Raw genomic sequence first — 13,643 nt, forward strand, 5'->3', positions numbered from 1 at the left:
TGGTATTTCGAGTACACTACTCAGATTTCCATAGAATTAGAAATTTTCCTAGTAGATTATCCAGCCGAAAACCCAAATCAATATGAAAAAAATCACCCAACCAGCTTTTTTGGTGGCTTTAGGAGCTACGATAAGTTTCGCTGCTATTGTCCCAAAAACCGAAAACGCACCTCAAATTTTGGAAAAAATCCTCCAAAGTGACAGCACCAAAAAAGATTCTCTTGACTATCCTAAATTCAAGGATCTTCCTCTCAAACCTGAGCGGGAAGTAAAATTCACTACCCAAGAAGGGACTTGGATGAGTTTGGATGTCAGTCCAGACGGAAAAACTATTGCCTTTGACTTGATGGGAGACATCTACACCATTCCAATCGAAGGAGGAAAAGCTACTCCTATCACCACAGGGATAGCTTATGAGACACACCCCCGATTTTCACCAGATGGAGAAAAAATACTTTTCACATCTGACCGGGCTGGAAACGATAATCTTTGGTACATAGACCTAGTCAAAAAAGACACCGTCCAAATCACCAAAGACAAAAACGGTGATGTGCCGGGAGCTGATTGGACTCCAGATGGGGATTACATTGTGGTAGCCAAAGGCCGTAGAATCACTAAACTTTGGATGTATCACAAAGATGGTGGCGGAGGAATCCAACTTAATCCGGATCCAAGCTCCATGAAGACCATCGATCCATTTGTCAGCCCAGATGGAAAAAAAATCTATTTCTCCCATCGAACAGGTTCCTGGAATTACAATGCTATGCTTCCACAGTATCAGGTCGGAACTTATGATCTGGAAGAAGGTAAAATTACCAGCATCACTTCCCGTTACGGATCAGCATTTACCCCAACTCTTTCCGCCGATGGAAATTGGTTGGTTTATGGTTCGAGATGGGATGATAAGACCGGCTTAGTGATTCGTGATTTGAATTCTGGCGAAGAAAAATGGCTCGCCTACCCTGTGCAGCGAGATGAACAGGAATCCATCGCACCACAAGGTGTTCTGCCAGCAATGGCCTTTACACCAGATAGTAAAAATGTCATTGCTTCCTACGGTGGAAAAATCTGGAGGATCCCTGTTGACGGAAGTTCTGCGGTAGAAATCCCATTTGAGGCAGATGTAAAATTGGCTATGGGGCCTCGCCTCTATTTCAATTATGAAGTAAAAGACACCACCGCCAAACTTGCCACACAAATCCGCGATGGAGTACCTTCTCCTGATGGAAAAAAACTCGCATTTACAGCTTTGAATCGACTATACGTCATGGACTTCCCTAACGGAGAGCCTAAGCGGGTAAGTAATCATGATTTTACCGAAGCCATGCCTTCTTGGAGCCCTGATGGAACCCAATTGGTATTTACCACTTGGGATGAAAAAGAAGGAGGGCATCTATACAAAGCAAGCTTTGGAAGAGGTGGTGCGGTAACTAAGTTGACCCAGGAAAGTGCACTTTACATGGGTCCAGTTTGGGGACCAAATGGAAAAATCGTGGTTTTCAAAGGAGATAAGCGCTTGATGGAAGATTCGGAAGGACCTGGGATCAGTGGTGCAGAATCCATTTTAGCTTGGATTCCTGCTTCAGGAGGAACGGTTCGGAAAATCCGTGATGCTCGAGGTATTGGAAATGCGCACTTTACTCAAGATACTTCGAGAATTTATTTGAACGGACCGGGAGGCACCCTTCTCAGTATACAATGGGATGGAACAGATGAGAAAACCCATGCTAAAATCACCGGAATCACTCCTTTTGGTTCTGTATTGGATTCTCATGATGATCACGAGCACGCGGAACTTGCAGACTATCGCTACGTCATGGGCAAGCCTTTTTCAAATGCCAGCTCATTGAATTATTGTATGCTTCCTGAAGGAGTTTCTGCACAGGAACCTCAAATGAGTCCAGCAAGTGCAAGTACCATTTTGATGGCTCCGAAAGGAAACAAGGCTTTGGCTCAGGTAAATAATAATGTCTATGTAGTGACCATCCCTCAAGTAGGAAAGACTCCGAGCATTAATGTAGCCGATCCTAAATCCAGCAGCTTTCCTTCCCGACAACTCACAGAAATCGGAGGCGAATGGCCAGCTTGGGAAGCCAATGGAGAAAAAGTCCATTGGTCATTAGGAAATGGTCATTGGGTCTATGATATCGCTAGAGCTGAATTTGTGGAAGATTCAGTAGAAAGCGCTGAAAAAGCAAAAATGCTAGCAGCAGACAGCGTATCAGCTTTAAAAGCCCAAGGCGAGGAAGCTGTAAAATTGGCTGACTCACTAGCAAAAGCTGAAAAACAACGAATTGATTCTCTATTCAAAGCAGATAAAGAATTAGCAAAGGCTGATAGTATTTACAAAGCACAGCAAAAAGAGAAAGAAACCTACAAACCTGAAGAGTACCAGGTGAAGGTTTACTTCGCGAAGGATATTCCTAGCGGAAAAATCCTACTTCAAAATGCTCGAATCATCACTATGAAGGATGATGAGGTCATTGAAAGAGGTGACATCCTGATAGAGAACAACCGAATCAAAGCAGTTGGAGCAACCGGAACACTTGATGCAGCAGGAGCAGAAGTCGTTGACTTATCTGGGAAAACAGTAACGCCTGGATTTGTTGATACCCATGCTCACATGTGGCCAACATGGAATCTTCATAAAAATACAGTTTGGATCTATGCTGCCAACCTAGCCTATGGAGTAACCACCACGAGAGATCCACAGACAGCAACCACTGATGTGTTAACCTATGCGGATATGGTTGAAGCAGGTATGATTCCTGGACCGAGAGTATATTCCACCGGACCAGGTGTAGGTTATTGGATGTACAATCTGAAGTCTCTAGAGCAGACCAAAAACGTGCTGAAGCAATACTCCAAGTACTACAATACCCAATACATCAAAATGTATTTGGTGGGTAACAGACAACATAGACAATGGGTCATCATGGCCGCCAAAGAGCAAAAGCTGATGCCTACTACTGAAGGTGGCTTGGATTTCAAACTCAACATGACTCAATTATTTGATGGATATCCGGGTCATGAGCATGCGATTCCGATCTATCCACTTTATTCGGATGTGACTCACACTATTGCTGAAAGTAAAATGGCTGTGACTCCTACCCTATTAGTGGCTTATGGTGGTCCTTGGGCAGAGAATTATTACTACACTACGGAAAGTCCACTTCACGATCCAAAACTGAACCGATTTACTCCATACAATGAAATGAACTCCAAAGCCCGTAGAAGAGTGGGAGGACTTGGAGGTTGGTTTGCCCCTGAGGACCATGTCTTTGAGGATCATGCAAGAGGAATCAATGATATTGTGAAACGAGGTGGATTGGCAGGTATTGGTTCCCATGGCCAATTGCAGGGTCTAGGATATCATTGGGAACTTTGGTCCGTGGCAAGTGGCGGCATGAGTAATATGGATGCACTTCGTACGGCCACTATCCTTGGCGCTGAAGCACTGGGATTGGACAAAGAGCTCGGAAGTATCGAAAACGGAAAATTAGCTGACTTAGTCATCTTATCCGAAAATCCACTTGAGAATATCCGAAACACCAACACCATCACACATGTAGTGAAAGATGGAAGAGTTTACGATGGAAATACGTTGGATGAAATTCTTCCTACTCCACGGAAATTGGATGTAAGTTCTTGGACCAAGGAGGCACCAAAAGTCACTACCAGCTTAGAGCATTAATATTATTCAGCCATCCTGAAAATTCAGGATGGCTGATTAGTTTCAATCCAATAATTTATGCTTTTCCATAAAATATTTGAATTCTTTCTTGGGAAACTACTAAATTATTATTTTCTTAAATCTACTTTATTGAAAACCACCCTTTTGAAAAGGATTTATTCAAATACCCGTGAGGATTTTATCAACTAATTAAAGGATGACAAAACTTTCGAAACAACCTATCGATTGGAAATCCATCCTTTCACCTCACTCTCTTGCCTATACCATTGCAGGCGTTGCTTTGGCAGCTATTGCCTTGGAGGCATTCATGCTCCCCAACAGTTTTTTGGACGGAGGAGTTACGGGTATTGCCATTCTGGTGAATCTAGGCTTTGGAATAGACCTTAACTTATTATTGGTGCTGCTTAACCTTCCATTCTTATTTATGGCTTGGCGAATGATAGGCAGAACATTTGCCATTCAAAGCGGTATGTCCATTTTTCTTTTGACTATTGTCCTCCATTTTTTGGAAGTTCCTACGGTTACCGAGGATAAAGTTTTGATTGCGGTTTTTGGAGGATTTTTAATGGGAACTGGCATTGGTCTTATAATCCGAGGAGGTGGATTAATTGATGGATTCGAAGTCATTACAGAGTATTTTCACAAGAACTCCGCCTTGACTGCAAGCGAGATCACGGTATTTCTGAATTCATTGATTATGCTATCCGCAGCCTTTGTTTTTGGGATAGAGCCTGCTATGTATTCAATTTTAACGTATTTTACAGCTATTAAGACTACTGACTATGTCGTGGAGGGCTTTGAAGAGTACACTGCCCTAACAATTATTTCAAAAGAAGACGAATTGGTCAAAGAATTGATAGTAAAAGATTTTAAGAAGGCAATTTCAGTATATAAGGGTGAAAGAGGGTATCTTCCAGAGACCTTTCACATCCATCATCCGGTAGATATTATCATGACGGTAGTTACTCGATTGGAAGTCCACCGGCTGAAATTGGCGATTCAAGAAATAGACCCGAAAGCTTTCTTTTACGTCCAGACAATTAAGGAAGTCAAGGGTGGTGTCATCAAAAAAGTGGGGAAAAAGCACATATGATTGACTTTAATCAAATAAAAGAACGCGTTTATCGGGAAATCCTGGAACAACTTCCAGCTTACCTGACATACCACAATCCGGCTCATACCCAATACGTGACCGAAAAGGCCCTATTTTTAGCCGGAATCGAAAAAATTAGTAAAGGAGAAGTGGAACTTCTTCAGCTAGCTGCACTTTTTCACGATACAGGATTTATCGAAAATCCTAAAAACCATGAGGAAATTGGATGTGGCATTGCCACTGAATATCTCAAAGATTTGGTTTCAAAAGATGATTTGAAAAAAATCCATGGGATGATTATGGCCACAAAAATCCCACAATCTCCAACCAATCAGCTCGAGCGAATCATGGCTGATGCCGATTTGGAGTATTTAGGAACTGATGATTTTGAGCGACAAGGAAATGCCTTGTATGAAGAATTACTTCATTTTAACTCTTCCCTTTCAGAACAAGCTTGGAATGAATTACAACTGACTTTTTTAGAAAAACACCATTATCATACAGATTACTGCAAAAAATATAGAGAGCCCAAAAAACAGGAAAACATCGAGTCTGTTAAAGAAAAATTAAAGGTTCTCTAACTTTTAACAGCCTGATAAATTAGATCAAAAACTTCTGTCGGTTGAATTTTCTCTGAATTCACAAGATTTTCATATCCAACGAAAATCGGTTTATCCGCATCATCTTCGGGAATTCTTCCATGAGAGCCTTTTACCAGCGAGGCATCTAATGAAATCACATCCATAAGGTATCGGAATCCCAACTTTTTCTTCAAAACCTTTGACCCCACTTTTAGCAATGGAATTTTAATCTCTGGATCTAAAAATAATTCCACTGGATCATAGCCGGGTTTCCGATGAATATCCACACAGCGCGCATAATCAGGCGCTTTATTATCATCTAGCCAGAAATAATAGGTAAACCAGGAATCCTTATCCGCAACAACCACCAAATCCCCCGAACGAGGGTGATCCAAACCATAATTTGCCTGAGCCTTTTTGTCTAGTACCAGTTCAATCCCCGGAGTATTCTCCAATAAACTTTTAACCTGACCAAAAACGTTCGGATCTTGGATATGCACATGCGCAATCTGATGATCAGCGATTGCAAATGCCTGAGAAGTCCCGGCATCTAAAGTTTCCAAGCCCAATTCATCCTTTACCTGAATCCAGCCTGCTGATCGCAACAATCGGTTGATATGGATAGGTTGAGACACATTGGTAATGCCATATTCAGAAAGAAGCAGAACTTGTGTTCCTTTACTTTCAAAATAGGTAATTAGATCCTCGGCTACTTTATCCACTTCTTTCAAAAGCGAACCGATTTTTGAAAAATCTAATCCATATTTCTGCAGCCCATAATCGAGATGAGGTAAATAAACCAAATTCAGCGTTGGATTATACCATTGATCCACCTTCTTTGTGGCTTCTGCTATCCATTGGGTAGAGGAAATATTAGCATTTGGTCCCCAAAAGGAAAATAAAGGGAACTGCCCTAACTCTTTTTGAAGTCTATCCCGTAATTCCATCGGTTGGGAGTGACAATCGGGTAATTTCCGCCCATCTGAAGGATAAAGTGGGCGCGGCGTCACCGCAATATCCACCGAAGAATACATGTTGTACCACCAAAACATGTTGGCACAAGTGAAGTCGGGATTTTCAGTTTTTAACTTATCCCAAATCTTGGGAGCCCGAACTAAGCGATTGGATTGTCTCCAGAATTTAATTTCACATTCATCCCGGAAATACCAGCCATTCCCGACAATTCCATTTTCGGAAGGCATTTTCCCGGTTAGGTAAACAGATTGAGCCGAACAGGTTACTGCTGGCAAAACAGGTTCGACGATAGCCTTTTGATGCTTGGCAATCCACTGACTGAGAAAAGGTGTATGCTCCCCAATCACTCTGGATGACAATGCTACGATATTAAGAACAACTGTTTTTTTCATCTTATCCCAATCGTTGAAGAATCCATTCCAATTCCCGACTTATTGACTCGCCTAATTCCAAACGCATCTCATCCGGCAAAACCTCCCAAGTGTAAGTTTCCACCTCCAAATGCTCTGTCAATTCAGGATGATTTTTCAACTCCGCTAAGACATTTAAGATACTGCTCTGAGTCGAAAAAAACTGTCCATAGGACTCTACAAACAGCGGTACGTGAAAGTGAATTCGCCATTCCTTTTCTTCCGCATCTTGAATTGCATTAAGTGCCTCAGGCAAATCTGAATAGGAAACAAGGTTGCCATCAGCCTTTCTACCCACCACTTGATGCAAGTAAGTCGATTCTGCGAATGGAAGTAGCTTTTGGTGAATTTCAGATCGATTCTTTCCCAAATCCAATTTCAAAGCAGCGGAAATTTGAATCTTGCCTATTTTTATTCCTGCCTTTGTGAATTTGGCAAAAGTGTTAGCCGGATGCTCATAAACAATCGCGAAGTGGCAGACGTCATAGCATACCTGAATATGCTTCCGAATCAATTTTTCCGCTTCAGAAAGGGAAATCCCAAGCTTTTCAGAAAGAAGCGGAGCACCTTTAGGAATTAGCCAGGAATCAAAAAGCCAAATCATCTCATCAGAATTCTCTAGAATCCCATCCGGCTCTGGCTCTATATCCAAATGCAGGAATTTCCCGGTTTCTGAATGGATTTTTGCAAGTTCAGCAACAACCTCCATCAAATTAGCTGTAGCTGCCTGCATGCCTTGATTCTTTTCCTCCTGAGTTTTAAACCAATGTCGATAGGATATGGGGGAGGTTGAAATCCCTCCACTCATCCCATCAGGCAGCAATTGGGCTAGAATATGAAAAGAGCGGATTGTATAATTTTTTCGATCATCAGTTGTCCAATCAGGAAAGTGAACCTGATCTTTTACCCGGGTATGATGAAAATCTCCATAAGGAAAGCCATTCAGTGTAAAAACATAGGCATTCTCTTGAGTGAGCCAAGATTTAAAAGCCGCTAATTGATCTTCCTTTTCCAGCTCCAAACTCGCTTGATTAGAAAGTCTTAACCCTATCCCAAATGCTCCCTTACATTGAAGATTTTCACGAATTCTTGGAATATAGGATTTTAAATTTTCGAAAGTCTCTTCCCAACTTTCACCTGGATGTATGTTACTGCAATAGCTGAATTGAAAGTTTCCGACTTGCATGCTTAAATCAGCTTTGGTTCTTGGCTTTTTACCTGTAAAAATTCAATCGCCTTCCGAATTAACTGCTCATCCATTTCATGCACCTCAACTCCTTTTCCAAGCTTTTCGAGCAACATAATGGTCAATTCTCCACCTAGATGCTCCTGAAATTCCCGAAGCCCCTGAATTAAATTTTCTCCTGAAAGCTCTGGCTCGTAAAGTGAAAAGCCCAAGGTTTGAATAACCTGTAAAATTCGATTCAAATCCTCTTCACTAATCCAACCCAAGAGGTGGGAATAGGTAGAATCCAATGCAATTCCAATGGCAACTGCCTCCCCATGCCGAACTCGATAATTGCTGAGATGCTCCAATTTATGGGCTGCCCAGTGGCCAAAATCCAAGGGACGGGAGGAACCAAACTCAAATGGATCCTTTCCTGCGATATGATCCATATGCATTTGGGCACAGCGGATTATTTGGGTTTTCATCGGCTCGATTTCTCGCCTTGCCATGGCAGAAGCATTAGCCTCCAGCAATTCGAAAAAGTCCAGATCCTTGATCAAAGCTACTTTCAAAGCTTCAGATATCCCCGATCTCCAATCCCGATCATCAAGCGTTTGGAGGAAATTAAAATCATTTAATACTGCAATCGGTGTGGTGAAAGTTCCGAGGTAGTTTTTCTTCCCAAAGTAATTGATGCTGTTTTTTACACCTACACCTGAGTCATTTTGGGATAAAACAGTCGTTGGAATTCGAATCAGTCTAATTCCCCGATGGGAAATGGCAGCGGCAAAGCCAACCATATCCAAAACAGCCCCTCCACCAATCGCCACGATGTATGAATGCCGATCAATCCCAAAGTCATTGGTGGCTTGAACGACTTGTTGATAAATCGCAGGATCATTTTTACAAGCTTCTCCACCCGGAACTACAAGCGGCTCAGCACACAAATAGAATCGCTCTTTATGATAGGAAGCGTAATTTTTGATTTCTCCCAACAAATTTGGAAAAGCCTCCACAACTCCACTGTCAACCACAAAAAAGGTCTTTACCTTCTTCCCTTTTTCCAAGACATTTACAAAAACTGGATTTTCAGCAGAAAAGAGTTTTTCTGTAAAGCAAACCGGATAATTGAAAGAAACCGAAAAGGACTGCTGAAGAATGGTATCCATATGGAAATAATTGGTCTTTGGCCGTGAAAGTTTCTTTTTAAGCCAAAATCTAGGTTACAGCAAAGGCTTTGGCTAGACTCAAAGATAAGGGTAATAAGGCCAAAACAACCAATCCTATCTCCCAGCTTTCAAAAGCGGCAGCTAATGAAGCATTCACGATAATGAGAGAAATTACGGCAGCTTTGACCGATTTTCCGATTAATTGTGGGGATTCAGTTTGAATAGCTCTGATAAGCGGTGGAAAAATCATGTAAGAAAGCAAGGCTAAAAAGGGGATCACCTGCCAATAATTTGGTCCCTGAATTTTTGCTAAGAGAAAAATACCGGCAACAATAAAGGCATACATCCCCAAGCCAGCGAAGAGAGCTCGTCTATTTTTCCCATGCACTTCTCCCCGACTCACCATGGTAATCGCCGCGACATAAATCAAAGGAAGTATTCCAATGGGCCATACTTTCTCCAAAACTTCCGGTGCCACGGCCACTCCAAGCAATAGATTCCCAGCCCGGCATAGCCCCATGTTAATGGGACCAAAAATATTCTGATGCTTTCCCCAGTAATCATAGGTTAGGGCGCAAAAGCTAATCGCAATAGCCAAAATCCCTGCAAGTTGATTTACCTGAAAAGCTGCTAATACACCAAAAATCAAGAGAATACTAGCTACTAAAATAGCTGTGGATTTTTTTGCTCGACCGCTGGGAATGGGGCGTTCCGGACGCTCTACCGCATCCAATTCCGCATCTGCGATATCGTTAAATGCAACTCCTCCACCATACAAACCAATCGTACTGATGGAAAGCCACAAGAGATTAAGCCAAAAGCCTGAATCATCTTTCCAAGTCGCAATTAAATAGCTCCATCCTCCGGCAATAGCAAAACCCGCCCAGACATCAGCCACGGCAGTGACTACATTGGCTGGACGGGTAATTTGCAAGTAAGCAAAAAGCTTCCCTCTCATGGGTTAATTTTCTACTCGATCTGACGGTCCCTCTACCCGTGGTACTTGGCCTCCACGAAGCACAGAATTCCCACTCATTTTTTTGGTTTGATCGATAGGCGGAGCTTTCAACCAGTCATCCTCATGCATTTGGCCTGAAAGTGAAAAAGCTGTTAGCGCATTTTTGTAGGTTACCATTTGAACATGCTCCTCAGGAATACCCATTTTTCGCATCAAATCGGCTGTCTTAGGAACTGCCAACGGATCTGAAATTCCCCAATCTGCGGCTGAATTGACAATGATGCGCTCCGGGCCGTACTGCTTGACGATTTCAACCATTCGCTCAGAACCCATTTTGGTGTGAGGATAAATAGTGAACCCAGCCCAATATCCTCGGTCCAACACTTCCTTCACTGTTTCTTCATTGTTATGGTCTACAATAATCCATCCTGGATCCATTCCATGTTCTTCAGCTACGTCCATGGAGCGAGTTGTTCCGCGCTTCTTATCCCGGTGGGGCGTATGGATAAGGACTGGCAAATCCACCTCTTTAGCTAATTCTAATTGCTCTCGGTAAAATCGATCCTCTGCCTCTGTTTGATCATCATATCCGATTTCGCCGATGGCAACAACCCCTTCTTTTCCAACATAAAGGGGAAGCAATTCCATCACCTGCTCTGCCAAGGGGATATTATTCGCCTCTTTACTATTCAAACCCATGGTGCAATAATGAACGATCCCAAACTGACTAGCTCGAAAACGCTCCCAACCAACCAAAGTGCTGAAATAATCCTTGAAACTTCCAACTTCCGTACGAGGTTGACCCAACCAAAAGGCAGGCTCGATCGTGGCAACTATCCCCGCCTTGTGCATGGCTTCATAATCATCCGTAGTTCGGGAGACTAAGTGAATATGGGGGTCTATATACATGGGCATCTTGTTACTGATTTGAGTTAATAATTTTTTTGAAGTCTACCTTTAGACTCTAGTTTCTTGATATTCCTGACCGATTTCTTCCCAAGAAATTGCTCCTTTTTCAATCCCATGAATAAATTCCGGGTATTTTTTCAACAATTCCTTCGCGGGGGCAAAATCTGAATGGTGAAGTGCCAAAGCACCTCCTTTTTTTTCCAGCAAATCTTCGGAGCTCATCACTTTCTCTAAATCCCCCATAAACTTTTCATTTATGAAAGGAGAAACCAACCTCCAAAGCTCGGGCATCACATTGCGACCTGCGGCCCAACGCTCATGTGCAAAATCTGAGGCGATTTCTGCCAAGGCGGGATTCCTTCGCTGATCCAATTGCTGGATTCGGTAAAGTGGCCGCTGCATAAATACAGCCTTCAGGACCATTTGATTCCAATTTAATTCAGGGAAATGGGATGGGGCATAAGGATTATTCAAGGCGATGGCGTCGAAGACCAAGGTCATATTGGTCCGGCAACCTTCAATCGCTCTTGGAAGCATTTCTTCGGAAAAAGGCATCAAATTCAATGAAGCATAAAGTGCCTGCTGCTCATACAAATCTCCTGTTTCAAAAAGCTGATTGATGGCTTTTAACCATTCCTCTTTTTCTAAGGAGAAATGAAGAAGCAGATAGGCTCTGGCTGTTTGAAGCACATTCCAAAACTCAGGCTGAAAGCCATCAATAAGGGCATTTGCTTTTATCTTTGTTTCAGGGTTTAGTAGAAGCTTGTCTTTAGAAAAGAACCGTGAAGCCTGAGAGAATGCTAGGTAGAATGCATTTTTTGAGCCTGAATCCTGAATTTTCTGAGACTTTTCGTCCAGCCAATTCATGGACTTTTCATCTGCTTCCTTCTGTATGATTTCTTTCAAAAAGGCTAAAAGCTCTGATTTTGGGTTCATTGTTGGTCGTTTTTTCCGAATAGGTAAATAAACTCAATCCCAACAAAAAATCCACCTCCTTTTCAAGGAATGGAGGGCGAAAAAGAGACTTTCTGAAAAAAATCATAAAAACTCATTCTTCCAGGCATTTCCACCAGTGGTTTTAGAATTCTCAATAGCTTCCTATACTTTTAAGTTCTAAACTCCTTGAAATATGAAAAAACGCTACCTTTTTGGAATGGTGCTTCTGCTGCTATTCGGCATGCAGGCACAAGCCCAACAGGATGAGGTTATTGAAAAAATCATCCAAGAAGCTCGGGAGAATTCCCAGCTGAAAGAAATTGCCCATGAATTAATGGATGGAATCGGTCCTCGATTAGTAGGCTCCCCTCAGATGCAAGAAGCCCACGATTGGGCTGTTGAAAAATACCAATCTTGGGGTATTGAAGCCCGGAATGAACAATGGGGTGAATGGCGCGGATGGGATCGAGGTATAACTCACATCGATATGATGGAGCCTTGGGTCAAGTCGCTCGCCGGAACTCAACTGGCCTGGTCACCTGCTTCTCCCGTAGGCGGAGCAAGTGGAGAAGTGATCATCCTTCCTGACTTGCAGGATTCAGCCGCATTTCAAGCCTGGCTTCCTAATGTAAAAGGAAAATATGTGATGATTTCTGCTCCTCAGCTTACTGGTCGCCCAGACTATAATTGGGAAGAATGGGCAACGGAAGAGTCTTTTGAAAAAATGAAAGCTGAACGGACAATTTTTGAACGGGCTTGGCAAGGAAGAATTCAAAAAACAGGACTAGGCCGTCGGGAATTACCTCAAGCATTGGAAGATGCAGGAGCATTGGGAATCCTGACTAGCTATTGGTCTAGAGGATTTGGTGCCAATAAAATCTTCTCAGCATACACTAAAAAAGTCCCTACCGTGGATCTGTCCTTGGAGGATTACGGGATGCTATACAGGTTGGCTGATAGCGGTAAAAAACCGATGATTCATCTAAATGCACAATCTAAAGAAACCGGCGTTCAGCCTACCTTCAACACAATCGCAGAAATCAAAGGAACTGAAAAACCAGATGAGTATGTAATGCTTTCTGCACACTTTGACTCTTGGGATGGAGGCACCGGAGCAACTGATAACGGAACGGGCACCATCATGATGATGGAGGTGATGAGGATTTTGAAAGAAGTTTATCCAAATCCCAAGCGAACCATCTTAGTGGGACATTGGGGTTCTGAAGAGCAAGGTTTGAATGGTTCCCGTGCTTTTGTAGAAGATCATCCAGAAATGATGGGTAAAATTCAGGCCCTTTTCAACCAAGACAATGGTACGGGTAGAGTTGCCAATGTTTCCGGACAAGGATTCATCCACAGTTATGAATACTTGGGAAGATGGATGTCTAAAGTTCCAAGAGAAATCACCCGAGATATCGAAACTACTTTCCCAGGAAATCCAGGTGGCGGAGGTTCCGATTATGCTTCATTCGTTGCAGCAGGAGTACCGGCCTTTTCTTTAAGTTCACTTAGCTGGTCTTATTTCAATTACACCTGGCATACGAACTTGGACACCTACGACAAAATCGTCTTTGATGATGTCCAAAACAATGTGATTCTCGCTGCAATCATGGTGTACATGGCAAGTGAGGAACCTGAAATGGTATCCCGTGAGCGAAGAATTCCTATCGGTAGAGATGGTAACCCTACTAGCTGGCCTGCACAGCGCTCCCCTACGAGAAAAGGGGGAATGGATTAATAATCCAAAGGC

At 42.7% G+C, this 13,643-nt stretch carries 10 protein-coding genes; 4 read left to right on the forward strand and 6 right to left on the reverse strand.

Annotated elements, in window-relative coordinates; translation table 11 throughout:
• The first annotated feature begins 82 nt into the window (after positions 1-82).
• The 3 genes from E4S40_RS15570 to E4S40_RS15580 all read left to right on the forward strand — a co-directional run bounded on the left by E4S40_RS15570 (position 83) and on the right by E4S40_RS15580 (position 5,368).
• Positions 83-3,694 carry an amidohydrolase family protein gene (locus E4S40_RS15570; protein WP_135076252.1) on the forward strand — a complete coding sequence of 1,204 codons (3,612 nt, stop codon included), beginning with the start codon at positions 83-85 and terminating at the stop codon, positions 3,692-3,694.
• A 196-nt stretch (positions 3,695-3,890) separates the two neighbouring features.
• The gene (locus tag E4S40_RS15575) at positions 3,891-4,787 is read left to right on the forward strand and encodes a YitT family protein (RefSeq protein WP_135076255.1); all 897 of its coding nucleotides are present in this window, start codon (positions 3,891-3,893) and stop codon (positions 4,785-4,787) included.
• On the forward strand, positions 4,784-5,368 hold the full coding sequence (locus E4S40_RS15580; RefSeq protein ID WP_135076258.1) for an HD domain-containing protein: 585 nt from the start codon (positions 4,784-4,786) through the stop codon (positions 5,366-5,368). The genes E4S40_RS15575 and E4S40_RS15580 overlap by 4 nt, the downstream gene beginning before the upstream one ends.
• On the opposite strand, the gene E4S40_RS15585 is transcribed toward E4S40_RS15580, so the two are convergent.
• The 6 genes from E4S40_RS15585 to E4S40_RS15610 are packed head-to-tail and all read right to left on the reverse strand — an operon-like array spanning position 5,365 to position 11,893.
• Positions 5,365-6,735: an alkaline phosphatase family protein gene (locus tag E4S40_RS15585; protein WP_135076261.1), complete on the reverse strand. Its 1,371-nt coding sequence runs from the start codon at positions 6,733-6,735 to the stop codon at positions 5,365-5,367. The two genes, E4S40_RS15580 and E4S40_RS15585, sit on opposite strands and share 4 nt — an antisense overlap.
• Position 6,736: 1 nt before the next feature.
• Entirely contained in the window at positions 6,737-7,939 is a 1,203-nt protein-coding gene (eboE, locus tag E4S40_RS15590) for a metabolite traffic protein EboE (protein ID WP_135076264.1), read from the reverse strand.
• Positions 7,940-7,941: 2 nt separating this feature from the next.
• A complete protein-coding gene (locus tag E4S40_RS15595) occupies positions 7,942-9,090 on the reverse strand; it encodes a 3-dehydroquinate synthase (protein WP_135076267.1) in 1,149 nt (382 codons plus the stop codon).
• Between the two features lie 49 nt (positions 9,091-9,139).
• Complete coding sequence (eboC, locus tag E4S40_RS15600) at positions 9,140-10,048, reverse strand: UbiA-like protein EboC (protein ID WP_135076270.1); 909 nt, start codon at positions 10,046-10,048, stop codon at positions 9,140-9,142.
• 3 nt (positions 10,049-10,051) lie between these two features.
• Positions 10,052-10,963: a TatD family hydrolase gene (locus E4S40_RS15605; protein WP_135076273.1), complete on the reverse strand. Its 912-nt coding sequence runs from the start codon at positions 10,961-10,963 to the stop codon at positions 10,052-10,054.
• A gap of 42 nt (positions 10,964-11,005) precedes the next feature.
• Entirely contained in the window at positions 11,006-11,893 is an 888-nt protein-coding gene (locus E4S40_RS15610) for an EboA domain-containing protein (RefSeq protein ID WP_135076276.1), read from the reverse strand.
• Between the two features lie 193 nt (positions 11,894-12,086).
• On the opposite strand from E4S40_RS15610, the gene E4S40_RS15615 reads away from it, so the two are divergent.
• A complete protein-coding gene (locus tag E4S40_RS15615; RefSeq protein WP_135076279.1) occupies positions 12,087-13,631 on the forward strand; it encodes a M20/M25/M40 family metallo-hydrolase in 1,545 nt (514 codons plus the stop codon).
• Positions 13,632-13,643 lie beyond the last annotated feature (12 nt).

Origin of the sequence: Algoriphagus kandeliae (assembly GCF_004571135.1) — a bacterium.
In the GTDB taxonomy this organism is placed as follows: Bacteria; Bacteroidota; Bacteroidia; order Cytophagales; family Cyclobacteriaceae; genus Algoriphagus; species Algoriphagus kandeliae.